The organism is Gulosibacter sediminis (assembly GCF_023370115.1).
Classification (GTDB): Bacteria; Actinomycetota; Actinomycetes; order Actinomycetales; family Microbacteriaceae; genus Gulosibacter; species Gulosibacter sediminis_A.
In genome coordinates, this window is record NZ_CP097160.1 from 895,345 (window position 1) to 919,440 (window position 24,096).

Sequence of the window (24,096 nt, forward strand, 5' to 3'; positions counted from 1 at the left end):
GTCGTTGCTTGCCCTGGTGGCTAGCGGATGGCGTGCGCGCGAATGAAAGCCCGCAGCTGTTCGGCATCGTCGGGCATGCTCACGGTGCGCTGCGGCCGCTGCAGGAGGTCGGCGAGCTCCTCGGAGACCTCGGGGTCGCGGTCGATCGCCTCGCGCACCGTTTCGGCGAACTTCTGCGGCTTCGCGGTCTCGAGCACGAGCATGGGCACGCCGGGCTCGTGGAAGCCGCGCGCGACGGTGACGCCGTCGGCGGTGTGCGGGTCGAGGATGTAGTCCGACTTCTCATACGTCGCGCGGATCGCGGCGATGCGGTCGAGGTGCGTGCTCATGCCGCCCACGATGCCGAACTCGGGTACGAAGCGCGGTTGCTCGGCCGAGAGGTCGAGTGTGCCGGTGGCGTCGAGTTCCTCCCAAGCTGCGCGCAGCTTGGCCGGGTCGCTGCCAAGCAGCGTGTAGATGAAGCGCTCGAGGTTCGATGCCTTCGAGATGTCCATCGACGGGCTCGAGGTCGCGAGCGTCTCGGCGCGCGAGCGCGGCGCGTAGATGCCGGTGCGGAAGAACTCATCGAGCACATTGTTCTCGTTCGTCGCGAGCACGAGCAGGAAGACCGGCACTCCCATCTGCTTCGCCAAGTGCCCCGAGAAGATGTTGCCGAAGTTGCCCGACGGCACCGAGAACGAGACCTGCGTGCCCGCGAGGGTCGCCGCATCCGCCCCCGACTCGGCGAGCGCGTCGGTCACCCGCAACCAGGCCCAGAAGTAGTAGACGACCTGTGCCGCGACGCGGCCGAGGTTGATCGAGTTCACGGTGCCGAGGGTGACTTCGGCCTTGAACTCGAGGTCGCCGTTGAGCGCCTTGACGAGGTTCTGGCAGTCATCAAAGACGCCCTCGACGGCGATGTTGTGGATGTTGTCATCCTGCAGCGAGTACATCTGGGCGCGTTGGAATTCGCTCATGCGGCCCTGGGGCGAGAGCATGAACACCCCGATGTTCGGCTTTGACCGGAACGCATACTCCGCCGCCGAACCGGTGTCGCCGGAGGTGGCACCGAGGATGTTGAGGGTCTCGCCGCGCTGCTCGAGCACGTAGGGAATCGCCTCACCGAGGAACTGCATCGCCATGTCCTTGAACGCGAGCGTCGGACCCTCGGAGAGGCCGACGAGCGAAAGCTGCTCGTCGAGCTTCGTGATCGGCACGACCGCCGAGAACTGCTCGCCGTAGGCCCGGGCGCAGATCGCGTCGAGGTCCTCGCGCGGGATGTCGGTCCAGAACAAGCCGATCACCTCGGCCGCGAGCTCGGGGTAGCTCAGCCCTCGCCACGACTCGAGCTGCTCGCTCGTCACCTGCGGAATCTCCTGCGGTACGACGAGGCCGCCGTCGGGCGCGAGCCCCTCAAGAAGAATGTCGCTGAAGGATGCGGGCTGCATGCCGCCGCGTGTGGATACGAACTGCACTGGGGTCCTCTTTTGACTCGACGACTACTCGTGTCCATTCTGCCAGGGGTAGGTGACCGACCCGCGCCCAGTGGCAAGATTGGGCGCATGACTGCGACCCAGCCGCATCCCGCCGACCAGCACGACCTCATTCGGGTGCACGGCGCTCGCGAGAATAACCTCAAGAACGTGTCGGTCGATCTGCCGAAGCGTCGCCTCACCGTATTCACCGGGGCGTCGGGCTCGGGCAAGAGCTCGCTCGTCTTCGACACCATCGCCGCCGAGTCGCAGCGCATGATCAACGAGACCTATAGCGCGTTCGTGCAGGGCTTCATGCCGTCGCTCGGCCGCCCCGAGGTCGACCTGCTCGAGGGGCTTACGACCGCGATCATCGTTGACCAAGAGCGCATGGGCGCGAACTCGCGCTCGACGGTCGGCACTGTGACCGACGCGAACGCGCTGCTGCGCATCCTCTTCTCTCGCCTGGCCGAGCCGAACCTCGGCTCGCCGCAGGCCTACTCGTTTAACGTCGCGTCGGCCTCGGGCCAGGGCGCCGTGTCGGTGCAGGGCGGCAAGAAAGAGGTGCGCCGTTTCGAGGTGCTCGGCGGCATGTGCCCGAACTGCGATGGAATGGGGCAGGTGAGCGATCTCGACCTCGACGAGCTTTTCGACAAGAACAAGTCGCTGCGCGAGGGGCCGTTCGACATTCCCGGGTACACGCCCGACGGCTGGAACGTGAAGATGTTCATCGACTCGGGCTTCTTCGACCCCGACAAGAAGATCAAGGACTTCACGGAGCAAGAGCGCCACGACTTCCTCGACAAAGAACCGACGAAGATCAAGTTCAACGGCATCAACATCACCTACAACGGCCTGCTGCCGAGCATCCAGAAGTCGTTCCTGCAGAAGGACCGCGAGTCGATGCAGCCGCACATCCGCGCGTTTGTCGATCGCGCTGTCGCGTTCCGGCCGTGCCCCGAGTGCGGCGGCACACGTCTCGCGCAGCCCGCTCGCGAGTCGAAGATCGCGGGCAAGCACATTGGCGAGCTCTGCGCGATGCAGCTCACCGAGCTCGCCGCGTGGGTGCGCGAACTGGATGCGCACGAGGCCGCCCCGCTGCTGCGCTCGCTCTCGCACCTGCTCGAGTCGTTCGTGCGCATCGGCCTCGGCTACCTCTCGCTCGATCGGGCCTCGGGCACGCTTTCTGGCGGCGAGGCGCAGCGTACGAAGATGATTCGCCACCTCGGCTCCTCACTCACCGACGTCACCTATGTCTTCGACGAGCCGACCGTCGGCCTGCACCCGCACGACATCGAGCGCATGAACGAGCTGCTGCGCGAGCTGCGTGACAAGGGCAACACCGTGCTCGTGGTCGAGCACAAGCCCGAGACCATTCAGATCGCCGACCACGTCGTCGACATCGGGCCTGGCCCGGGCACGGCCGGCGGCACGATCACCTTCGAGGGCACCGTCGACGAGCTGCGCCGCAGCGACACGCTCACCGGCCGCCACCTCGACGACCGCACTCAGCTCAAGGAGGTCACACGTTCGTCGACCGAGGCGATCAAGGTGCGTGGCGCGAGCACGCACAACCTCAAGGGTGTCGACGTCGACATCCCGCTCGGCGTGCTCACCGCCATTACGGGCGTCGCGGGCTCGGGCAAGAGCTCGCTACTTGGCGACGTTGTGGGCAAGGATGACCGGGTGATCCTCGTCGACCAGTCGGCGATCCGCGGTTCGCGCCGCAGCAACCCCGCCACCTACACGGGCATGCTCGACGGCATCCGCAAGGCGTTCGCGAAGGCAAACGGCGTGAAGCCGTCGCTGTTCTCGCCGAACTCCGACGGCGCCTGCCCGAACTGCAAGGGCGCGGGCGTCATCTACACCGACCTCGCGATCGCCTCGGGCGTCACCACGACCTGCGAGGTCTGCCAGGGGCGCCGCTTCGACGGCGAGGTGCTGCAGTACACGCTCGGGGGCAAGGACATCGCCGAGGTGCTCGAACTGCCGGCCGCCGCGGCCGTGGAGTTCTTCGCCGAGGGCGACGCGCGCATCCCCGCCGTGCACAAGATTCTGCTGCGCCTCGTCGACGTCGGCCTCGGCTACATCACGCTCGGCCAGCCACTCACGACGCTCTCGGGCGGCGAGCGACAGCGCCTCAAACTTGCGAACGAGATGACCGAGAAGGGCGCGATCTTCGTGCTCGACGAGCCGACCACCGGCCTGCACCTTGCCGACGTCGAGCAGCTGCTCGGGCTCATCGACCGCCTCGTCGACGGCGGCAAATCGGTGATCGTCATCGAGCACCACCAGGCCGTCATGGCCCACGCCGACTGGATCATCGACCTCGGCCCCGGCGGCGGCAACGAGGGCGGCGAGATCGTGTTCGAGGGCACGCCGCGCGAGCTCGTCGAGGCCCGCTCCACCCTGACCGGGCAGCACCTCGCCGCCTACGTCAGCGCGTGACCGTGACCGGCGTGCTCGGCCAGCTGCCCGGCCTGCTGCGGGCGGCCGAGGCGGATGCGCAGGCGGCGCTCGAGCGGGCGCGCGCCGGCGAGGCGCCGATCGTGCCGCACACCCACGCCGTGCCCGGCCGACTCGTGTGCGGCGACAACCTGCGGGCGCTCGCCGAGCTCGTCGTCGGTGCCGAGGCGGGGGAGCGGCGCCCAGCACTTGTCTACCTCGACCCGCCGTTCGATTCGAAGGCTGACTACCGCTCGCGGGTCACGACCGCCCTCGCCGATGGCGAGATCGTGGCGCTCGAACACCTCGCCTACTCCGACCGCTGGGGCGGCGGCACACCCGACTACCTGAGGATGCTCGTGGCCCGGCTCGTGCTCGTGCGCGAGCTGCTCGCCGCCGACGGTGCGGTGTGCGTGCACGTCGACTGGCACGCCTCGCACTGGGTGCGGGTCGTGCTCGACGAAATCTTCGGCGTCGACAACTTCGTCAACGCGCTCGTGTGGAGCTACCGCTCGGGCGGTGCTTCGCGCACGCGCTCGGTGCCCCGCAAGCACGACGACTTGTTGCTCTACCGCCGCAGCGACGCGTTTCGCATCCGCCCGCTCACCGAGCGGCAATATCTCGAGCGGCCGTTCATCGGCAGCAAGGTCGACGACGAGGGCCGCCACTACGTCGACACGTTGCTGCGCGACGTGCTCGAGGGCTCGTTCAATCTCGTGAGCGACGGCGGCGTGCACTCGGTGAGCGTGCGCCCCGTGCTCAACGTCTCGGCCGAACGCACCGGCTACGCCACGCAGAAGCCGCTCGGCCTGCTCGAGGTGCTGCTGCGTTGGACGACGGGCCCCGGCGATCTCGTCGTTGACGCGTTTGGCGGCTCGGGCACGACCGCGCTCGCGGCGGCGAGCCTCGGGCGCGAGTGGATGAGCGTCGACAGCAACCCGCAGGCCGTCGCGACGACGCAGGCGCGGCTCGACGGCGGCGGCCACGAGTACCTCGTGGGGCGCGAGTACTGGGGCGAGGCGAGCATCCGCGCGTCGGTCGATGGAACGACGGTGCGGCTCGAGTCGAGCGCGTGCGCGGCGCTCGGCGCGTTTCGTGCCGCCCGCAACGCGCCGGCCAATGCGGTGACCCGGGTCGGGGCCGACGCCCTCGCCGGCGTCGGCGGGTGGACGCTGCGGTACCGCGACGCGCGCCTCGCGAGTGCGTGGCGGGATGCGCGCGGCCGACTCGAGACCGAGCTTGAGGTTCCGGCAGGCGTCGACCCCGCCGAAGTCACGGTTGAGGTGATCGACCTCGCCGGAGTCACGAGCGTGGCTACGCCGTCGGCGTAACGCGGGTAAATAACTCGGGTCAGCGCCACATTTCGGTGTCGTTTGCGCCTAAAGTCGTAGCTAAGGGCCCGGCGCCGCAGCCGGCTTCTCGGGGAGGAGATGCCATGCACAAGATCAAGAACGTTATTTTCGGTGTGCTGACGTCAATGCTGAGCCTCGTCCTGATTCTCACCGGAGTGAGCGTGGCCCACGCGGCCGACATCACGCCGATCGCCGCGATGCCCCTCGCCGTCACCGGCGCGAGCGGCTTCGGGATCGCCGCGGGCGTGGTTGCGGCCCTGCTCGTGCTGGGCACGGCGCTCATTCTCATCCGCAACCGCCGCAACCGCGACGAGCCCTAACCGCTCGCTTCGGTAGCTCGGCGCCGTTACGCGGCGCTCGGGTCGGGCTGGTGGATGCCGAAGACGTTGTTCTCGGTGTCGAGGAAGTACCCCTGCCACGCCATGCCCGGCAGCGCGTACTTCGGTAGCGCCACGGTGCCACCCGCCGCGAGAATCGCATTGGCGGCTGAGTCGAAGTTGGCGACGCCCATCGTGATCACCGCACCGGCGACGGCGCCGCCGGCGGGCGGGTTCGCGCCCTGCCGCTGCATGATCGCACCGTCGATGCCGTTGCCGACGCCGGTGGTGGCGCCAAAGTACGGCATGCCGGCGTACTCGCTCCAGTCCTCGAGCTTCCAGCCGAACGCGGCCGCGTAGAACTCCGCGGCGCGCTTCGGGTCGGCCGCGTGAATCTCGAAGTGCACGGGGCGGCCCGTGCTCCACTGCGCGTCGGGTGCGGCGCTGCCTTCGGCTGCCGGGGCTGCGGTTGCATCGGTGTCGTTGGCGTTCGACGTGCCCGCGACGGGCGCATCCAGCTGCCCGTCGCTGTGGTGCTCGCTTCGGACTTCGTCGGAGTGGCGAGGGCGGCGGCCAGCGCGTCGTCGTCGTTGGTCTGCTGGGACTCGTTGGTGGTCATAGCGGCTCCTTGTCGTTGGGTGCGCGGGCGGCGCACGAACGGATGAGCGCGGGCTGCGGTGCCCGCGGCGCCAGTGTAAAAACCGCGTCCGAAAGTCGGCTGCGTGGAAGCCGGTACGATCGAAGACACGCTTTCTGCGCGGCACCCCCAGGCCGCGGCAGTGGTGCGGAAGAAAGGTTCCACGTGACGGTCGGCGACACCCTGACGAGCACTCAGCACGACGAATCCCGCGAGTTGGCGGGTATGTTGCGCGACGCGATTGAGGGCGATGTCGACTCGTCGACGCTGCGCCGCGGTGAGTACTCGACCGACGCCTCGAACTACCGCATCGTGCCCAAGGTGGTGGTGTTCCCGCGCTCGGCCGACGACCTCGTCGCGGTCGCCGACGTGTCGCGTGCCACGAGCACGCCGCTGCACATGCGCGGCGCGGGCACGTCGATCGCGGGCAACGCGATGGGCCCCGGCATCGTCGTCGACACCTCGCGCTACCTCAACCGCATTCATGAGATCGACCCGGTCGAGAAGATCGCCCGCATCGACCCGGGCGTCATCGTCGCGCAGCTGCAGAACGCCGCGAAACCGCACGGCCTGCGCTTCGGCCCCGACCCGTCGACGTGGACCCGGTGCACCGTCGGCGGCATGATCGGCAACAATGCCTGCGGATCGCACTCGCTGCGCTTCGGCCGCACCGCCGACAACGTCATCGACCTCGACGTCGTCGACGGTCAGGGCCGCCGCTTTACCGCGGCCGACGACCTCAGCGTCGTGCCGGGCCTGCAGGAGTTCACGACGAGCCACCTCGCGCTGATTCGCACCGAGTTTGGCCGCTTCGGCCGCCAGGTGTCGGGCTACGCGCTCGAGGCGCTTCTGCCCGAACGCGGACACAATCTTGCGCAGTTCCTCGTCGGTTCCGAGGGCACCCTCGGCGTCACGCTCGGCGCGACCGTGCGGCTCGTCGATGTGCCGTCGGCGCCTGTCACCATCGCGCTCGGCTACTCGTCGATGTACGCGGCCGCCGACGACATCCCGTACCTGCTCGAGCAGCGCCCCGGCGCGATCGAGGGTATGGATGCGCGCCTCGTCGACGCCGTGCGTCGCAGCCATGGCGCCGAGGCGGTCTCAGCGCTGCCCGAGGGCGCCGGCTGGCTCCTCATCGAGATGCCCGGCGAGAACGAGGCCGACGCGCTCGATCGCGCGAACAAGCTGATCCGCGCCTCCGCCGCGATCTCCTCGAACGTCATCGCCGACCCGGCCGAGGCGCGCCCGATCTGGCGCGTGCGCGAGGACGGCGTGGGGCTTGCGAGCCGCACGCCGGCGGGGGAGCAGGCCTGGCCGGGGTTCGAGGATGCGGCGGTGCCGCCGGAGCGCCTCGGCGACTATCTGCGTGAGTTCGACAAACTCACCGAGCAGCACGGCATCGAGGGCATGCCCTACGGCCACTTCGGCGACGGCTGCATCCACGTGCGCCTGTCGATTCCGCTCGAGCGCGACGGTGCCGCGATGCGCCGTTTCATGCTCGACGCCGGCCGCCTCGTCGCCGACTTCGGCGGCTCGATCTCGGGCGAGCACGGCGACGGCCGCGCCCGCAGCGAGCTGCTGCCGCTCATGTACTCCGACGAGGCGATCGCCGCGTTCGGCGAGGTGAAGGCGCTGTTCGACCCCCGCAACGTGCTCAACCCCGACGTGCTCGTGCAGCCCGCGGCGCTCGACGCCGACCTGCGGCGCCCGCAAGCCCTGCCGACCCCGCGCATCCGCGGTGGGTTTTCGTGGGCCGAGGACGGCGGCGACTTCACGCGCGCCGTGCACCGCTGCGTCGGCATGGGCAAGTGCCGCGCCGACAACTCGGCCGCGGGCGGGTTCATGTGCCCGAGCTACCAGGCAACGAAGGACGAGACGCACTCGACCCGTGGCCGCGCGCGTGTGCTGCAGGAGGTCACGAACGGCGGCATCATCAAGGGCGGCTTCAGCTCGCACGAGCTCGCCGACTCGCTCGACTTCTGCCTGAGCTGCAAGGCCTGCGCGAGCGATTGCCCGGCGGGCGTCGACGTCGCGGCGTACAAGTCGGAGTCGCTCTACCGCAAGTACAAGGGCAAGCTGCGCCCGATGAACCACTACGTGCTCGGCCAGCTGCCGCGCTGGGAGAAGCTCATGGTGCCGTTCGCGCCCGTCGTGAATGGCGTGATGGGCCAGGATTGGCTGCGCAAGCTGCTGTTGCCGGTCGCGGGCGTCGACTCGCGCCGACGCATCCCGAAGGTCGCGCGCCGCAGCTTCGCGGCCGACCGCCGCCGCGCCGAGAAAGCAGGCGTGGCCCTGCGAGTGACCGATGCCCGCACCAAGACCGACCGCGTGCTCGTGTGGGCCGACTCGTTCTCGAACGGCTTCGCGCCCGGCGTCGACCACGACGTCGTGCGCGTGCTCGAGCGCGTTGGCCTCGAGGTGGTCACGCCCGCGCAGCCCGTGTGCTGCGGCCTCACGTGGATCTCAACGGGCCAGCTCGATGGCGCGCGCAAGCGCCTCGCGCAGCTGATGGACGAGTTCGCCCCGATCGTCGAGTCGGGCGTGCCGGTCGTCGGCGTCGAGCCGAGCTGCACCGCCGTGCTGCGCAGCGACCTGCTCGAGCTGTTCCCCGACGACCCCCGCGCGAAGTTGATCGCCGAGAACACCTTCACGCTTTCGGAGGTGCTCATGGGGCGCTCGCCGGTGACCCCCGACGCCGACGTCGAGCTGCCGCGCCTCGATGGCCTCGAGCTCGTGGTGCAGCCGCACTGCCACCAGCACTCGGTGATGGGCTTCGCGCCCGATCGGCAGCTGCTCACCTCGCTCGGCGCCGAGCTCACGCAGCTCGCCGGCTGCTGCGGCCTCGCGGGCAACTTCGGCCTCGAGAAGGGTCACTATGACGTCTCCGTCGCGGTCGCCGAGAACGCGCTCCTGCCGGCGCTGCGGCAGGCGAGCGACGACGCGATCTTCCTCGCCGACGGGTTCTCATGCCGCACCCAGGCCGAGCAGCTCGCGGGCAAGGAGGGCGTGCACCTTGCGACCCTGCTCGCGCAGCGGTTCTGAGCCGCCGCCCAAACGCCAACGGGGCGTGGTCGCGAGGGAACCCTCGTTACCACGCCCCGTTGGCGTTGCTGGCTCGCTTGGTGAGCTAGCCCTAGACCTGCGCGCCGTCGGTGCGCGGCGTGGGCTCGCCGGTTGCGGCAGCCGACTGCTGCTTCTCAATCTCGGCGCGCACCTCGTCCATGTCGGCCGCTGCGACGGCCTCGATGACCTGCTCAACGGCGGCTGCGGGCAGGGCGCCGGCCTGGTTGAACATGAGCACGCCGTCGCGGAACGCCATGAGCGTCGGGATCGAGCGGATGCCGAGCTCGCCAGCGAGCTGCTGGTTCGCCTCAGTGTCGACCTTGCCGAAGGTGATGTCGGGGTGAGTCTCGCTCACCTTCTCGTAGATGGGGCCGAACTGGCGGCACGGACCGCACCAGGCGGCCCAGAAGTCGACGAGGTGGATGCCCTCGCCAGTCACGGTCTCCATGAAGTTCTGCTCGGTGAGCTCGGTGGTTGCCATAAACGCCTCCTCCTAACCGCACACCCGGTGCGGAGTTCGATCGATAGTGGAGAGAACACACGGCCCGGCGGTCATATTCCGCCGGGCCGTGTGCGTGGGTATCAGTTCTCGCGGTCGGGGCGCTCGAACGGCGAGGCATCGCCATCCACCGCGTCCTGGCCGTCGTCAGTGAAGGCGTCGAAGCTCAACGCATCCGAGTCGCCGCGCTGCGGGGTCTCGGCCTCGGCGTCGGCCGCCAGCGCGTCGAACGGTGACGCATCGCTGGTGTCCGCGTCGGGGGCCGAGTCCTCCGCGCCCGGCGAACTCGGCGCATCCGCGACGATGTCGTCAAACGCCGACGTCGTGGGGGCGTCGTCGGTTGCCGCTTCGGTGTCGTCGCCGAGGAGCTCCGATGCCTTCAGCGGGGTGTCCTCGCGCGAGACGCCGCCGCCCAGCGGAGCGATGGTCTCGGGCTCGGCCTTCTGCTTCGGGGCGTCGTCGTTGGGGTCGGCGACGTTGAGGGTGCCCTCGGTCGTGGTGCGACCTGGCACTTCGTAGTAGTTGTAGAGCTCGTCCTCTTCTTCGGGCGAGAGGTTCTGGTCGATCTCGGTGAAGGGGGCACCGTGCACCTTCGCCTTCTCATAGGGCACGGTGATGCGCTTCTCGGTCTGCTCGGCCTCGTCGAGCGGAATGAAGAACTCCTTGGTGCCAAACATGCCGGTCTTCACCGTGACCCAGTTGGGCTCCTGTGTCTGGTCGTCGAGGTAGACCTGGCCTACGCGACCGATCTTCGCCCCGTTCTTGTCGAACACGGTCGACTGGAAGATCAGCAGCAGCGCGGCCTCGGCCTCGCGCGCGGCGAGCTCCTCCTCGCTCGGCGCGGCGTTCTCGACCTCGCTCGGAGCGACCGAGATCTCGTCGTCGCCGCCCTCGGGCGTCTCGATCGATGCGTCAACGGAGTCGTCCGAGGGGCTCACGGCGTCGGCGGGCACCGACGCTGCGTCGTCGCTGGTCGGGTCGACAGCGTCGTCCTGAAAGTCGTTCGAATCAGCCATTGCTTTCCTCTGCGGTTGGACTTCGCGCGAATACACGCACTGTGCAGACTATCCAATCACGCAGAGCGCCTGCTGCCCGCTAGCGGTCACCGGGTGGCGGCAAGGGCGGCAAACCGTCGGCGAGGCGCTGCTGCGGGGTCGCGTCGTGGTCGTGGGGCTTGACCGGGGCGTCGCTCGTCGCGTCGGCGGGGCGGCCGGCGCCGTTCGCCGGTGGTTCGGATGCGCTGCTTGCTGACTCCGGGCGGGCCGGCTCCCGCTGTGGCTGGGGCTGCGGGCCCTGCTGCGGCGCTGGCTGCTGCGGCGCCGCGGACTGCGGTGCGCCGGGGCCGGCGGGCCAGGTCGGCGGCTGCGGGCCGGAGTTGCCGCGGCCGCCTCGCGGGCCGCCTGGGCCGCGTCGCGCCCGGCGAATGAGGCGGCGGACCACCGCGAACCAGAGCACGGCGATGATGATCGCGAAGATGGCGAGGCCGGGGATCGCGTAGCCGAGGCCCTGGAAGAAACGGCCGAGCGACGAGACGAAGTCGTGCCAGCCCTGGCCGAGGCCGTCGAGGAAGGTGCCGCCGTTGTCGTCATCGGGCGCGGCATACTCGGTGCTGAAGTTCACCGTGACGGTCGACATCGCCACGTCGTCGTCGAGCACCTCGAGCTGGCTTTCGAGGCTCTGCAGCTCGGCCTGGCGCTCGCTGAGCTTCTCCTCGACCTCGAGCAGCTCGGTGACGTTGTCGGTCGCCTCGAGCATGGCCTCGAGGGAGGTGATCGACGACTCGAGCGCGGAAATGCGCGACTCGAGGTCGACCTTCTCCATCGTGACGTCCTGCGAGCTCGACTGCAGGCTCGTCACCTCGCCGAAGTCGCTCAGCTCGGCGATGAAGGCGTCGTTGTGCTCGGCGGGCACGCGCACCGTGACGTAGGCGCTCGGCCTGCTCGAGTCGAGCGACTCGTCGCGCGCCTCGATGTAGCCGTCGTACTTGTCCACGAGGGTGCGCAGCGCTGAGATGGCGCCGGGTACGTCCGTAACGGTGACGTAGGCGGAGGTCGTCGTGATGACGGCGCGCTCGGCGGTGGGGTCCGAGTCGCCGGCCTGTTCCTGGGGCGCGGCCTCGTCTTGGGCCCCGCCTTCGCTCGAGTCGTAGCCTGGCTGCGGTTCGGAGACCTGCTGGTCGGCGTCGCCGGAGGTACCGGGGCCGACGGCACAGGCGGTGAGCAGGCCCACGAGAGCGAACCCACCGGTGAGGGAGGCAATGAGGCGTCGTCGTGTAGGAGTCATGCCCTCAGTCTCCGCGTTCTGCGCAGCAAAATCGTCACCCTGACGTCAGATCGTGACCTGTCAGACACGCAACGGCGGGAGTAGTTTCGCGGTGGGCGGGAACTTTCCGCCCACCGGGCCTAACCGAAGAGGTTCGGGTCTTTGCCCGCGCGCTCGCCGGTGTCGAGCGCCGCGAAGGCCTCGAGGTCGGCTTCGCTGAGGCGCACCTGGAGCGACTCGAAGTTTTCGCGCTGGCGGTCGGCGTGCACCGATTTCGGGATCACGACGTTGCCGATCGCGAGCTGCCACGCGAGGATCGCCTGGGCGGGCGTGCATCCGTGCTGCTGCGCGATGCCCTGCACCGTGGGGTTCTCGAGGTCGATGCCACGGCCGAGCGGCGACCAGGCCTCGGTGACGATGCCGTGCTCGTCGTGGAAGGCGCGCAGCTCGGGCTGCTGGAAGCGCACGTGCAGCTCGACCTGGTTTGCCTCGGGGGTCTCGCCGGTTTCGTCAATGAGGCGCTGCAGGTGGGCCGGCGTGAAGTTGGCGACGCCGATGGCGTGGGCGCGCCCCTCGTCGCGCAGACGGAGCAGGGCCTCCCACGTCTCGACGAACTTGTTCTGCGCGGGCGACGGCCAGTGGATCAGGTAGAGGTTGACCTCTTCGACGCCGAGTTCCTCGAGCGAATCGTCGAACGAGCGCAGGGTGGCGTCATAACCGTGGCTGTCCTGCCACACCTTCGTCGTGAGGAAGACGTCACTGCGGTCGATGCCGCTGCGGCGCAGTCCCTCGCCGACTCCGGCCTCGTTCGCGTAGAGGGTGGCCGTGTCGAAGTGCCGGTAGCCGATTTCGACCGCGGACTCGATCGCGCCGGGCACATCCTCGTTGCTGATCTTGTAGACGCCGAGGCCGAGGAGCGGGATGCGACTGCCGCAGCGAAGTTCACGTGTAGGCGAAAGTTCACTCACGCCCTCGACCCTAACCCTCGGCGGTGACCGGCGCATCCGGCCCGCTAGATCTCCTGCCGGAGATCGATGATGGGTGCTGCTCCGGTATCGGCCTTCGGTTCAAGGCTGGCCTGGCGCAGGTCGGGGTGCCAGCGGATGGTCGCGAACGCCACGAGGAAGGCCGCGGTGACGAGGCCCGCGGCAACGTAGAGGCCGCCGCGCGCGCCGAGGTGGTCGATCGCGATGCCCGCGAGGCTGCTCGCGAGCGATGAACCGAACATGATCGCGGTCGCGAGCCAGCCGAAGGCCTCGGCAGTGTCGCTGAAGCGCACCTTCGCGCTGACGCTCGCGTTCGCGACGGCGATGACGGGCGCACAGGAGGCGCCGGCGACGAACAGCGCGATCGCGAGTAGCCAGGGCGTCTCGGCGACGAGGAGCGCGAGCATGGTGCCGACGACGGCGAGGAACACGCGCGAGGTGAGCGAGCTGCGGCGCATCGGCAGGTTGCCGGTGAGTAGGCCGCCGGCGAACGAGCCGACCGCCGAGACCGCGAGGATCACTCCAGTGATGGGGGAGTCGTGGCCGTAGTGCGCGACGATCGACGCGTCGATGGCGCCCCAGATGCTCAGCGTAAGCATGAGCACGACGCACATGATGACGACGACGGGGTTGCGCAGCACCGCGCCCATGCGCCGAGGCGAGGGTGGAATCTTTACCATGCCGATTTCCGGCGCGCTCGCGAACCAGACGCTGCCGACGAGCAATACGATCGCGGCGATGAGGATCGTGAGGCTCGTGCCCCAGATCGCGCCGATGCCGATCGTGACGAGCGGCCCGAGAATCCAGATGAGCTCCTGCAGCGTCGCGTCGAACGAGAAGAGCGTGACGAGCTTCGGCCCGCGCACGAGGGTGGGGTAGACGGTGCGCACGGCGGACGACACGGGCGGTACCGTGATGCCGGCCACGAACGCCACGGCGGCGGTGAGCCAGGTGGGCATCGGCACGAGCGCGATCGCGCCGAGCGCGAGGGCGCAGATGAGCATGGTGGGCACGAGGATGCCGCGCATGCTGAAGCGACTCATAAGGCGGCCGCCGAGCGGGCCGGCAATGCCCTCGGCGATGCCGAACGCGGCGAGCACGATACCGGCGGCCGTGTAGCTGCCGAGGCGCTGCTCGACGTGAATGAGCAGCCCGATCGCGAGCATCCCGGTGGGAAAGCGGGCAGCAAGCTGCGAGAACAGGAGCCGGGCAACTCCGCGCGACCGCAGCACCTCAAAATAGTGACGCACGCCACGAGCCTAGTTGAGGGCTCGCGGCGTGCGTGACGGTGAAACTGGCGCGCTTACGCGTCCCAACCGGATGCGCGCAGGGCGTCGCGGACGGCGTCCTTGACCGAGTAGGGCACGAGCGTTCCGCGCACCTCGACATCCTGACGGTGGCCGTGGCCGCCGACAAAGATGATGTCATTCTCGTTCGCGAGCGATACGGCCTTGGCGATGCCCTCGGCTGAGTCGCCGATCTCGTAGACCTCGCGGTCGGGGAACTCGGTGTGGAGCGTGTCGACGAGCGTCTTGCGGATCGCCGCGGGGTCTTCGAAGCGCGGGTTGTAGTCGGTGACGACAACGACGTCGGCGATCGCTGCCGAGCGGGCCATGTCGGGGCGCTTCGTCTGGTCACGGTCGCCATCGGCGCCGAACACCATGAACAGGCGGCCCTTCGTGAACTGGCGCAGCGTCGTGAGCACGGCCGCGAACGAGGCAGGCGTGTGGCCGTAGTCGACGTACACGCGGGGGCCGGAGCCGCCCGGGTTGACGGGGTCAAGGCGGCCGGGCAGCGTGAACTCGACGCCACGCTCGGTGTCGAGGGCCGCGAGGAAGCGGTCGAAGGCAAAGCCGGCCTCGACGAGGGCGACGACGGCGAGCGCGAGGTCGACGGCGACGAACGAGCCGGGCTGATTGACCCAGCTTGTGAGCGAGCGGCCGTCGGGCGAGGTGAGCGTGAACTCGGTGCGGTCGAGCTCGACCTCTCGGGTCGTGACGTGCCAGTCGGCCGCGGTCTGCGCATCCGTGCTGATCGTCGTGACTGGCACCTTCGCCTCGTTCGCGAGCCGAGCACCCCACTCGTCATCGACGAGGGTGACGGCGTGGCCGACCCGGTCGGGCGTAAACAGCGCGAGCTTCGACGCGAAGTAGTTGTCCATCGTGCCGTAGTCGTCGAGGTGGTCCTGTGCGAAGTTCGTGAAGATGGCGCTCGAGAAGAACAGGCCATCGATGCGGTGATGCGTGATCGCCTGCGCCGACACCTCGATCGCGGCGGCTTCGACCTCGGCGAGGCGGAAGGCGGCGTTCAGCGCGTGCAGGTCGTCGGCCTCGGGCGTCGTGAGGCGGCCGGAGTCGCGGGTCGTGATGCTCGTGTCGCCGATGCGACGTTCGACCGTGCCTGAGAGGCCGCTGCGAATGTCGAGCGCGCGCAGGAGGGCGTCGACGAGGTAGGCGGTGGTGGTCTTGCCGTTCGTGCCGGTCACGCCGATGAGCACGGGGGAGTCGCGGTGCGTGCCGTAGACGAGCGCGGCCACCTGGCCGAGCACCGCGCGGGGGTCCGGATGCACGAGCACTGGCAGGCCTGTCTCGCTCGCGAGCTCGACGCCGGTCGGGTCGGTGAGTACCGCGGTGGCACCGGATTCGGCCGCCTTGCCCGCGAACTTCCCACCGTGCGTGCGTGCGCCGGGGAGTGCGACAAAGAGCGAGCCCGCGACGACAGTGTTGGTCGAGCTCGAAACACCGTTCACCTCCACGTCACCGTTGGTGGCTGTGGGGTCGGCAAAAGTCGCGCCGACGGCCTGGGCGATCGCTGCAAGGCGTGTCGCGGGAAGACCTTCGGGGCGTGCGGGGTTGTAACTCATGGGTGCTCCGTAAGACGGGTTGAGGGCCGGTACGAACGCTAGTGGATCGGCGTCCGGAACGGCACTTGGACACGGTGAGGGGCCGCAGATTTGCCGGGTCGTTCGCGCCAGGCAAAGCATGTCGGAGGCTCATGGTCGACTTGTCGTGTCAGTGTGCATCGAACTGTGGAGGCCGTGTGGATAACACCCGAAAAACTGTGCAGACACGCCGTGAATCTGTGGATGTTCATGTGGATAATTACACGCTTGTAATCCGAGATGTAGTGGTGCTAGATTCCTTGAACACAACATCTAGTGGCGCCACCGCTTCGGAGACACCATGACGATCGCAAAGTTTTACCCCAGTCAGATCTCGCTTAGTTAGGCAGCAGCATGACCGTTTCCGTGTACAGCAAGCCCTCCTGCGTTCAGTGCACCGCGACCTACCGTGCCCTCGACAACCAGGGCATCGAGTACGAAGTCTTCGATGTGTCGGCTGACGACAAGGCGCTCGAGGCCGTCAAGGCGCTCGGGTACCTCCAGGCGCCCGTCGTCGTGACCGAGGACGACTCGTGGTCGGGCTTCCGCCCCGACAAGATCACCGAGCTCGCGCAGCTGCGCAGCGCATAACTTCGGGAGGTGTCATGTCTGGCCTCGTGTATTTCTCGAGTGCTTCGGGAAACACGCACCGGTTTCTGACCAAGCTGGGGCGCGAGGCCAGGCGCATCCCTCTCTTTACCTACGAACCCACGATCCTCGCCGACGAGCCCTATGTGCTCATCGTTCCCACCTACGGCGGGGGTACACCGAAAACCGCGGTACCCAAGCAGGTCATTAAGTTCTTGAACCTCCCAGAGAATCGGGAGCTGCTGCGCGGCGTCATCGGCGCCGGGAACACCAACTTCGGTCGGGCCTACGGTCTGGCAGCCGACGTCATCGCGGCGAAATGCCAGGTACCCGTGCTCTACCGCTTCGAACTCTTCGGCACTCCAGAAGATGTGCAGAACGTCAACAAGGGATTGGACCAGTTTTGGCAACAGCAACCGACGCTCGCGACGACGTGATCACGATCGAGGCCCCGAAGAAGGGGCAGAGCTCGGGTATTGACTACCACGCGCTCAACGCGATGCTGAACCTCTACGACGCCGAGGGGCGAATTCAGTTCGACAAGGACCGTGAGGCGGCGCGCGAGTACTTCCTGCAGCACGTCAACCAGAACACCGTGTTCTTCCACGACCTCGAAGAACGCCTCACCTACCTCGTCGACAACGAGTACTACGAGGGTGGCGTCATCGAGCAGTACTCGCTCGAGTTCATTGGTCAGCTGCGCGACCGCGCCTACCGCGCGAAGTTCCGCTTCCCGACCTTCCTCGGTGCGTTCAAGTTCTACACCTCGTACGCGCTGAAGACCTTCGATGGCCAGCGCTACCTCGAGCGCTTCGAGGACCGCGTGCTCATGGTCGCGCTCGGCCTCGCGCAGGGCGACGAAAAGCTCGCCACCGCGCTCGTCGACGAGATGGTCTCGGGCCGCTTCCAGCCGGCCACCCCGACCTTCCTCAACGTCGGTAAGAAGCAGCGCGGCGAGTTTGTCTCGTGCTTCCTCCTGCGCATCGAAGACAACATGGAGTCGATCGGTCGCTCGATCAACTCTGCCCTGCAGCTCTCGAAGCGCGGCGGCGGCGTCGCCTTCAGCCTGAGCAACGTGCGTGAGGCCGGCGCCCCGATCAAGCACATCGAGAACCAGTCGAGCGGAATCATCCCGATCATGAAGCTGCTCGAAGACAGCTTCAGCTACGCGAACCAGCTCGGCGCTCGCCAGGGCGCGGGCGCGGTGTACCTCAGCGCGCACCACCCCGACATCATGCGCTTCCTCGACACGAAGCGTGAGAACGCCGACGAGAAGATCCGCATCAAGACGCTGTCGCTCGGCGTCGTGATTCCCGACATCACGTTCCAGCTCGCGAAGCGCAAGGAACCGATGTACCTCTTCTCGCCGTACGACGTCGAGCGCGAGTACGGCAAGCCGTTCGGCGACATCTCGATCACCGAGCACTACTACGAGATGGTCGACAACGCGAAGATCCGCAAGCATAAGATCGACGCGCGCCAGTTCTTCCAGACCCTCGCCGAGATTCAGTTCGAGTCGGGCTACCCGTACATCGTGTACGAAGACACCGTGAACCGTGCGAACCCCATCGAGGGCCGCATCAACATGTCGAACCTCTGCAGCGAGATCCTCCAGGTCAACTCGCCGTCGACCTATCACGACGACCTCTCGTACGACCACATCGGCGAGGACATCTCGTGCAACCTCGGCTCGATGAACATCGCGCTCGCGATGGACTCGGACAGCCTTGGCAAGGCCGTCGGCACGGCGATCCGCGCGCTCACCGCGGTGAGCGACATGTCGAGCATCGACTCGGTGCCGTCGATCCGCGAGGGCAACGACGGTTCACACGCCATCGGCCTCGGCCAGATGAACCTGCACGGCTACCTCGGTCGCGAGCGCATCCACTACGGCTCCGAAGAGGGCCTCGACTTCACGAACATGTACTTCTACACGGTCGTGTACCACGCGATCCGTGAGTCGATGGAGATCGCGCGTGAGCGCGGCGTGCGCTTCCGCGGCTTCGAGAACTCGAAGTACGCGTCGGGCGAGTTCTTCGACAAGTACACCGAGCAGGAGTGGACGCCGAAGACCGAGCGCGTGCGCGAGCTGTTCGCCGAGCACCACATCCCGACGCAGGATGACTGGCGCGAGCTCAAGGCCCTCGTGCAGCAGCACGGCATGTACAACCGCAACCTGCAGGCGGTGCCGCCGACCGGTTCGATCTCGTACATCAACAACTCGACCTCGTCGATCCACCCGATCGCCTCGAAGATCGAGATCCGCAAGGAAGGCAAGATCGGCCGCGTCTACTACCCAGCGCCGTTCATGGACAACGACAACCTCGAGTACTTCGAGGATGCCTACGAAATCGGCCCCGAGAAGATCATCGACACCTACGCCGAGGCGACGCAGCACGTCGACCAAGGCATGTCGCTGACGCTCTTCTTCAAGGACACCGCGACGACCCGCGACATCAACAAGACGCAGATCTACGCATGGACCAAGGGCATCAAGACGATCTACTACATCCGCCTGCGCCAGCTCGCGCTCGAGGGCACCGAGGTCGAGGGCTGCGTCAGCTGCATGCTCTAATCTCCACCCCTCCCACGCGCTAACGCGCGCCCACCAGGACGGCCGGACCCCACCAGGGGCCGGCCGCCCTCCGTTTCCGCCCCAACCAGGTTGGCCCCCCACGTGCTGCTGCCTAGGGAAGTGACCACTCAACCCCCTTAGTAGGGTGGGCGGGTGCCGAGTGCTGCTGAGATTCTTGAGTTTGCCGACGACGAGCCGCCCGTCGGCCAGTCGCCGTGGGTGGTGCCGCAGACGCGCGAGCCGATTGTCGTCGCCGAGCCCGACCCCGAATGGCCGCGACGGTTCGACGAACTCGACGCGCGCATCCGTACTGCGCTTGGAGGGCGCGTGCTCGCGCTCGAGCACGTCGGGTCGACCTCGGTGCCTGGGCTTCCGGCGAAGCCGGTGATTGACGCCGACCTCATCGTCGCCGATCCCGGGGATGAGGCGGGCTGGCTACCGGCGCTTGAGCAAGCCGGCTTCGTGCTCACGGTGCGCGAGCCCTGGTGGCACGAGCACCGCCTGGTCAAGCATGCGGATCCCATTGCGAACGTGCACGCCTTCTCACCCGATTCGCCCGAGCCGTGGAAGCACCGGATCTTCCGCGACCACCTACGTCGCGACGACGGCGACCGGGAGCGCTATGCCGAGGTGAAGCGCGAGGCATCGCGCCTGGCCACGGCCGGCGCCGAGACCGTCATGGAATACAACGCGCGCAAGCAGGCGTACATCCGCGAAATCTACGCGCGCGCGTTTGCTGCGGCCGGGTATTAGCGGACGGTCAGCGCGGTGCACGCATGGAGCAACCGCACCGATATGCCGGTCTCGATCGTCGCCGTCATGATGGGCGCGAGTCGACCGGCGAAGACGAGCACGGACTGATCGTGACCCGACGGATGCTCGGGGTGAGCGCGTGCTTGCCTCGAGCATCCGTGTTGTCGCGCTAGGACATGGATTCGCTCGCGCGATACTCGCGCAGCGCATCCAGCAGGCGCTCGGCACGCGCCGAGGTGCCAAATTCGCTCGCGCTGCCGCCCGCATCCCCGGTGCCGTCGACCTGCGCGTTGTAGGCGATGCCGTCGCCGAGCTGGATCACGACGACCGTGAGGTCATCGCCGAGCTCGTCGCGGATGAGCTCTGCCCACCGGTCGCGTCCGCGCTGCAGTGTCTCGCGAATCTCGTCGGTGCTCGTGTTTTCGATCGCGACGAGCGCGGCGGTGATGCGCTCGAGCTCGCTGAGATAGTCGGATGAGGTGCGCAGGTACCAGCGCGCGGGCGACTCGCCTGAGGCCAGCAGCTCTTCGATCTCGAGATCGAGCTGCTGGAGGTAGAACTCGGCGAGTCCGTGCCGAAGTTTTCGCTGGCTCGGGAAGTGATAGAGCAGGCCGCCCTTCGAGACGCCGGCCCGGGCGGCGACGGCGTCGAGGGTCGCGGCGCGTTCGCCCTCTTCGAGCACGAGATCGGCGAACGCGATGAGGAGATCGCGACGTCGGTTTCGCTCGGTGCCGGCTGCGGGTGCTGCTCCTGGCGAAGTCATCGTGACAGTCTACTGGCGTGGGGGTGGCGGACTCCCGGCTTGATACTGTACCGTCTGGACGGTAGGGGGTGGGTGCAGTCGCCCAGCCGGCACCTCGCCGGGATGCACCCGTGGCACCGATGCACGACCGTATTGCTCGCTCATTCTGGATCGATCGCGCACCGAAGCGCGCCCCGCGCCCGTCGCTGCACGGCAATCAGCACACCGACCTGCTCATCATCGGCGGCGGCTACACCGGCCTCTGGTCGGCCCTGCTTGCGGCCGAACGCGAACCCGGCCGCCGCATCACCCTGCTCGAGGGCGGCACGATCGGCCACGCAGCGAGCGGCCGCAACGGTGGCTTTGTCGAGCCGAGCATCAGCCACGGCATTGGCAACGCGCTCGAACGCTGGCCCGAGCAGGCGAGCGAGATCGCGCGCCTCAGCGACGAAAACTTCGAGGGGATGCGCGCCGACGTCGCCCGTCACGGCATCGCGTGCGACTGGACCGAGGCCGGCAACCTCACGTTCGCGCGCACGCAGTGGCAGGCGGATGCGCTCGAAGACTTCGCGCCCGAGGCGACGGCGCACGGCGAGCCGACGACCTTCATCGGGCCCGATCGCATCGGTGAGTTCACGAAGTCGCCCGCCTACGTCGCCGCGACGCACACGTCGGCCGGCGCGACTGTCGACCCGTACAAGCTCGCCCTCGGTCTACTGGATGCGGTGCTCGCGGCGGGCGTCGAGGTGTACGAACACAGCATCGTGCGTCGACTTGACCACGCGAGCGAGCTGCGGGCGCACACCGAGCGGGGGAGCATCCGAGCGAAGCAGGTCGTGCTCGCGACGAACGCGTATCCGCCGCTGCTGCGCCGCCTCGCGGGTGTGACGGTGCCGGTGTACGACTATGCGCTCATGACCGAGCCGCTGAGCGACGAGCAGTTCGAGCGCATCGGCTGGACGGGCCAGGAGGGGCTTTCGGATGCGGGCAATCAGTTCCACTACTACCGCAAGACCGACGACGGCCGTATTCTCTGGGGCGGCTACGACGCCGTCTACTACTTCGGCTCGCGCCGCAGCGAGTCACTGACGCAGCGCGCCGAGACGTTCGCGACCCTCGAGCGCAACTTCTTCGCGACGTATCCGCAGCTCGAGGGCGTGCGGTTCACACACCAGTGGGGTGGCATGATCGACACGTCGACGCAGTTCTGCGTGACGAGCGATGTCGTGTCGCGCGGGCGCATCGCGTACGCGGTCGGGTTCACGGGGCTCGGCGTCGCCGCCACGCGCTTCGGCGCGCAGGTGATGCTCGACCAGCTCACGGGGGAGCAGACCGACCGTCTCGCGCTCGATCTCGTGCGCAAGCATCCGCTGCGGTTCCCGCCCGAACCGGCCCGCGCGCTCGGCGTCAACCTCTCGCGCTGGTCGATGGCGCGCGAGGATGAAACGGGGCGGCGAAACCTCTGGCTGCGCACGATGGATGCGGTCGGGCTCGGCTTCGATTCGTAGCGTGTTCACCGCGGGCGGAATCGAATGGCTGGGGCCCGTGTTTACACCCGAGTCGGCCCTCCACTCGGGCTAGACTCGTCGCGACAAGGAGGAGCGTTTCTATGGGTGATCACCTGCTCACGCACGTGGAGGCAATCAACTGGAACCGGATCCAGGATGATAAAGATCTTGAGGTCTGGAACCGGCTGACCAACAACTTCTGGCTGCCCGAGAAGGTGCCGCTGTCGAACGACATTCAGTCGTGGGCGACGCTGACCGAAGACGAGCAGCGCCTCACGATGCGCGTGTTTACGGGGCTCACCCTGCTTGACACGCTGCAGGGCACCGTGGGTGCAATCTCACTGATTCCCGACGCCGTGACCTCGCACGAGGAGGCCGTCTACACGAACATCGCGTTCATGGAGTCGGTGCACGCGAAGAGCTACTCGTCGATCTTCTCGACGCTCGCGAACACGCCGCAGATCGACGACGCGTTCCGCTGGTCGCGGGAGAACCCGCTGCTCCAGAAGAAGGCGCAGATCGTGCTCGACCACTACCACGGTGACGACCCGCTGAAGAAGAAGGTGGCCTCGACGCTGCTCGAGTCGTTCCTCTTCTACTCAGGCTTCTACCTGCCGATGTACTGGTCGTCGCACGCGAAGCTCACGAACACGGCCGATCTCATTCGCCTCATCATTCGCGACGAGGCCGTGCACGGGTACTACATCGGCTACAAGTACCAGCAGGGCCTCGAGCGCGAATCGCAGGAGCGTCGCGACGAGCTCAAGGACTGGACCTTCGGGCTCATGTACGAGCTTTACGAGAACGAGGTTGCCTACACGCACGACCTCTATGACGGGGTCGGCTGGTCAGAGGACGTCAAGAAGTTCCTCCACTACAACGCGAACAAGGCATTGATGAACCTCGGCTACGAGGCGATGTTCCCGTCGACCGTGACCGACGTGAACCCGGCGATCCTGTCGGCGCTCTCGCCGAACGCCGACGAGAACCACGACTTCTTCTCGGGTTCGGGCTCGTCGTACGTCATCGGCAAGGCCGAAAACACCGAGGACGACGACTGGGCGTTCTAGCCCCGTCCCGCTGAGCTCCTGGCTCGCGCGAAAGGCCCGGCCCGCGACAATTCGCGGACCGGGCCTCTTCCTTGCCCGCCGAGAGGGGGTTAGCGGCGGGAGAGGGCTCGGGTGGTTGTTGGCACCTCGGTGGCCGCCCGCATCCGGCGCTTTTGCAGCCACGGCACGACCTGGCCGAGCACGACCACGAGCACGGCGATGAGGAACATCGCCGAGCCGATGACGTTCGCCTCGGCCGGGATGCCACGGGCCGCCGCGACGTACACGAACTTCGGGAACGTCTCGACCGTGCCTGAGTTGAAGTTCGTGATGATGAAGTCATCGAAGCTCATCGCGAATGACAACAGGCCGGCGGCGAGGATGCCGGGGATGAGCTGCGGCAGCGTGACCCGCAGGAACACCTGGGCTGGCGATCCGTAGAGGTCGCGGCCGGCCTCCTCAATCGACGGATTCAGCGTCGCGATGCGCGCCCGAATCGTCACGATCACGAACGACATGCAGAACACCGAGTGCGCGATGACGATCGTCCAGAACCCGAGCTCGAGGCCGACGTTGAGGAAGAACGCGAGCAGAGATGCGCCGAGCACGACGTCGGGGGTCGTGAGCGGCAGGTAGATGAGAAAGCCCATCGAGTCGCGGAACTTGAACGCGAAGCGGTCGAGTCCGTAGGCGAGGAGTGTGCCGAGCACGAGCGCGATGAGGGTCGCCACGAGGCCGATCTGGATCGACACCCCGACCGACTGACACACGCCCGGCGCACCACACGGGTTCGCCCAGTTCTCGAATGTGAAGCCGCGCCACGTGAGGTTCGTGCGCGCCGGTTCGTTGAACGAGAACACGAAGATGTACGCGATCGGCAGCAGCAGGTAGAGAAACGCGAGTCCGCCGAGCACGGGGATCGCCCAGCGTCCGAGCGCGGCGCCGATCTTCGCGCCGCGGCTTTGAGTTGCGATAGCCATTGCGGGTC

Annotated in this window: 20 protein-coding genes; 10 read left to right on the forward strand and 10 right to left on the reverse strand. The window is 67.5% G+C overall.

Features of this window, described 5'->3' with window-relative positions; all coding sequences use genetic code 11:
• Nucleotides 1–20: 20 nt before the first annotated feature.
• Complete coding sequence (thrC, locus tag M3M28_RS04075; RefSeq protein ID WP_249387552.1) at nucleotides 21–1,454, reverse strand: threonine synthase; 1,434 nt, start codon at nucleotides 1,452–1,454, stop codon at nucleotides 21–23.
• Between the two features lie 87 nt (nucleotides 1,455–1,541).
• On the opposite strand from thrC, the gene M3M28_RS04080 reads away from it, so the two are divergent.
• The 3 genes from M3M28_RS04080 (at nucleotide 1,542) to M3M28_RS04090 (ending at nucleotide 5,568) form a co-directional block, all read left to right on the forward strand.
• The gene (locus M3M28_RS04080) at nucleotides 1,542–3,899 is read left to right on the forward strand and encodes an ATP-binding cassette domain-containing protein (RefSeq protein ID WP_249387553.1); all 2,358 of its coding nucleotides are present in this window, start codon (nucleotides 1,542–1,544) and stop codon (nucleotides 3,897–3,899) included.
• Nucleotides 3,896–5,227: a DNA methyltransferase gene (locus M3M28_RS04085; RefSeq protein ID WP_249387554.1), complete on the forward strand. Its 1,332-nt coding sequence runs from the start codon at nucleotides 3,896–3,898 to the stop codon at nucleotides 5,225–5,227. Before M3M28_RS04080 ends, M3M28_RS04085 begins: the two co-directional genes overlap by 4 nt.
• Before the next feature lie 104 nt (nucleotides 5,228–5,331).
• Complete coding sequence (locus M3M28_RS04090) at nucleotides 5,332–5,568, forward strand: hypothetical protein (RefSeq protein WP_249387555.1); 237 nt, start codon at nucleotides 5,332–5,334, stop codon at nucleotides 5,566–5,568.
• A 26-nt stretch (nucleotides 5,569–5,594) separates the two neighbouring features.
• On the opposite strand, the gene M3M28_RS04095 is transcribed toward M3M28_RS04090, so the two are convergent.
• Nucleotides 5,595–5,972: a VOC family protein gene (locus tag M3M28_RS04095; protein ID WP_249387556.1), complete on the reverse strand. Its 378-nt coding sequence runs from the start codon at nucleotides 5,970–5,972 to the stop codon at nucleotides 5,595–5,597.
• Nucleotides 5,973–6,367: 395 nt separating this feature from the next.
• On the opposite strand from M3M28_RS04095, the gene M3M28_RS04100 reads away from it, so the two are divergent.
• The gene (locus tag M3M28_RS04100; RefSeq protein ID WP_349305343.1) at nucleotides 6,368–9,244 is read left to right on the forward strand and encodes an FAD-binding and (Fe-S)-binding domain-containing protein; all 2,877 of its coding nucleotides are present in this window, start codon (nucleotides 6,368–6,370) and stop codon (nucleotides 9,242–9,244) included.
• A 91-nt stretch (nucleotides 9,245–9,335) separates the two neighbouring features.
• Here M3M28_RS04100 and trxA read toward each other — a convergent pair whose 3' ends face one another.
• From trxA to M3M28_RS04130, 6 genes are all read right to left on the reverse strand, one after another.
• Entirely contained in the window at nucleotides 9,336–9,746 is a 411-nt protein-coding gene (gene trxA, locus M3M28_RS04105) for a thioredoxin (RefSeq protein WP_249387557.1), read from the reverse strand.
• A 101-nt stretch (nucleotides 9,747–9,847) separates the two neighbouring features.
• Nucleotides 9,848–10,780 carry a PRC-barrel domain-containing protein gene (locus M3M28_RS04110; RefSeq protein WP_249387558.1) on the reverse strand — a complete coding sequence of 311 codons (933 nt, stop codon included), beginning with the start codon at nucleotides 10,778–10,780 and terminating at the stop codon, nucleotides 9,848–9,850.
• A gap of 79 nt (nucleotides 10,781–10,859) precedes the next feature.
• The gene (locus tag M3M28_RS04115) at nucleotides 10,860–12,047 is read right to left on the reverse strand and encodes a DUF4349 domain-containing protein (protein ID WP_249387559.1); all 1,188 of its coding nucleotides are present in this window, start codon (nucleotides 12,045–12,047) and stop codon (nucleotides 10,860–10,862) included.
• A gap of 119 nt (nucleotides 12,048–12,166) precedes the next feature.
• Complete coding sequence (locus M3M28_RS04120; RefSeq protein ID WP_249387560.1) at nucleotides 12,167–12,994, reverse strand: aldo/keto reductase; 828 nt, start codon at nucleotides 12,992–12,994, stop codon at nucleotides 12,167–12,169.
• A gap of 44 nt (nucleotides 12,995–13,038) precedes the next feature.
• On the reverse strand, nucleotides 13,039–14,262 hold the full coding sequence (locus M3M28_RS04125) for an MFS transporter (RefSeq protein ID WP_249387561.1): 1,224 nt from the start codon (nucleotides 14,260–14,262) through the stop codon (nucleotides 13,039–13,041).
• A 53-nt stretch (nucleotides 14,263–14,315) separates the two neighbouring features.
• Nucleotides 14,316–15,875, reverse strand: coding sequence for a Mur ligase family protein (locus tag M3M28_RS04130; RefSeq protein ID WP_249387562.1), 1,560 nt, complete (start codon nucleotides 15,873–15,875; stop codon nucleotides 14,316–14,318).
• A 372-nt stretch (nucleotides 15,876–16,247) separates the two neighbouring features.
• On the opposite strand from M3M28_RS04130, the gene nrdH reads away from it, so the two are divergent.
• The 4 genes from nrdH (at nucleotide 16,248) to M3M28_RS04150 (ending at nucleotide 19,809) form a co-directional block, all read left to right on the forward strand.
• Nucleotides 16,248–16,484 (forward strand): glutaredoxin-like protein NrdH, encoded by a 237-nt coding sequence (gene nrdH / locus M3M28_RS04135; RefSeq protein ID WP_125106366.1) that lies wholly within the window; start codon nucleotides 16,248–16,250, stop codon nucleotides 16,482–16,484.
• Between the two features lie 14 nt (nucleotides 16,485–16,498).
• Entirely contained in the window at nucleotides 16,499–16,918 is a 420-nt protein-coding gene (gene nrdI, locus M3M28_RS04140) for a class Ib ribonucleoside-diphosphate reductase assembly flavoprotein NrdI (protein WP_249387563.1), read from the forward strand.
• A 62-nt stretch (nucleotides 16,919–16,980) separates the two neighbouring features.
• The gene (gene nrdE / locus M3M28_RS04145) at nucleotides 16,981–19,056 is read left to right on the forward strand and encodes a class 1b ribonucleoside-diphosphate reductase subunit alpha (protein ID WP_249387982.1); all 2,076 of its coding nucleotides are present in this window, start codon (nucleotides 16,981–16,983) and stop codon (nucleotides 19,054–19,056) included.
• Between the two features lie 153 nt (nucleotides 19,057–19,209).
• Nucleotides 19,210–19,809 (forward strand): GrpB family protein, encoded by a 600-nt coding sequence (locus M3M28_RS04150; protein WP_249387564.1) that lies wholly within the window; start codon nucleotides 19,210–19,212, stop codon nucleotides 19,807–19,809.
• A 169-nt stretch (nucleotides 19,810–19,978) separates the two neighbouring features.
• Here M3M28_RS04150 and M3M28_RS04155 read toward each other — a convergent pair whose 3' ends face one another.
• Entirely contained in the window at nucleotides 19,979–20,572 is a 594-nt protein-coding gene (locus tag M3M28_RS04155) for a TetR/AcrR family transcriptional regulator (RefSeq protein ID WP_249387565.1), read from the reverse strand.
• Between the two features lie 119 nt (nucleotides 20,573–20,691).
• Here M3M28_RS04155 and M3M28_RS04160 point away from each other — a divergent pair, with 119 nt between their 5' ends.
• Both M3M28_RS04160 and nrdF read left to right on the forward strand, forming a co-directional pair.
• Nucleotides 20,692–22,059: an NAD(P)/FAD-dependent oxidoreductase gene (locus M3M28_RS04160; RefSeq protein WP_249387566.1), complete on the forward strand. Its 1,368-nt coding sequence runs from the start codon at nucleotides 20,692–20,694 to the stop codon at nucleotides 22,057–22,059.
• A 101-nt stretch (nucleotides 22,060–22,160) separates the two neighbouring features.
• On the forward strand, nucleotides 22,161–23,129 hold the full coding sequence (gene nrdF, locus M3M28_RS04165; RefSeq protein WP_125106361.1) for a class 1b ribonucleoside-diphosphate reductase subunit beta: 969 nt from the start codon (nucleotides 22,161–22,163) through the stop codon (nucleotides 23,127–23,129).
• Between the two features lie 89 nt (nucleotides 23,130–23,218).
• On the opposite strand, the gene M3M28_RS04170 is transcribed toward nrdF, so the two are convergent.
• Nucleotides 23,219–24,088: an ABC transporter permease gene (locus M3M28_RS04170; protein ID WP_249387567.1), complete on the reverse strand. Its 870-nt coding sequence runs from the start codon at nucleotides 24,086–24,088 to the stop codon at nucleotides 23,219–23,221.
• Nucleotides 24,089–24,096: the final 8 nt, after the last annotated feature.

Bases quoted from the DNA above. Each gene is read 5' to 3' on its own strand.
- nrdF (WP_125106361.1), top strand. From the start codon at position 22,161: ATGGGTGATCACCTGCTCACGCACGTGGAGGCAATCAACTGGAACCGG.
- M3M28_RS04160 (WP_249387566.1), top strand. From the start codon at position 20,692: ATGCACGACCGTATTGCTCGCTCATTCTGGATCGATCGCGCACCGAAG.
- M3M28_RS04110 (WP_249387558.1), bottom strand. From the start codon at position 10,780: ATGGCTGATTCGAACGACTTTCAGGACGACGCTGTCGACCCGACCAGC.
- M3M28_RS04115 (WP_249387559.1), bottom strand. From the start codon at position 12,047: ATGACTCCTACACGACGACGCCTCATTGCCTCCCTCACCGGTGGGTTC.
- nrdE (WP_249387982.1), top strand. From the start codon at position 16,981: ATGCTGAACCTCTACGACGCCGAGGGGCGAATTCAGTTCGACAAGGAC.
- M3M28_RS04170 (WP_249387567.1), bottom strand. From the start codon at position 24,088: ATGGCTATCGCAACTCAAAGCCGCGGCGCGAAGATCGGCGCCGCGCTC.
- M3M28_RS04130 (WP_249387562.1), bottom strand. From the start codon at position 15,875: ATGAGTTACAACCCCGCACGCCCCGAAGGTCTTCCCGCGACACGCCTT.
- nrdI (WP_249387563.1), top strand. From the start codon at position 16,499: ATGTCTGGCCTCGTGTATTTCTCGAGTGCTTCGGGAAACACGCACCGG.
- nrdH (WP_125106366.1), top strand. From the start codon at position 16,248: ATGACCGTTTCCGTGTACAGCAAGCCCTCCTGCGTTCAGTGCACCGCG.
- trxA (WP_249387557.1), bottom strand. From the start codon at position 9,746: ATGGCAACCACCGAGCTCACCGAGCAGAACTTCATGGAGACCGTGACT.
- M3M28_RS04080 (WP_249387553.1), top strand. From the start codon at position 1,542: ATGACTGCGACCCAGCCGCATCCCGCCGACCAGCACGACCTCATTCGG.
- M3M28_RS04155 (WP_249387565.1), bottom strand. From the start codon at position 20,572: ATGACTTCGCCAGGAGCAGCACCCGCAGCCGGCACCGAGCGAAACCGA.
- M3M28_RS04090 (WP_249387555.1), top strand. From the start codon at position 5,332: ATGCACAAGATCAAGAACGTTATTTTCGGTGTGCTGACGTCAATGCTG.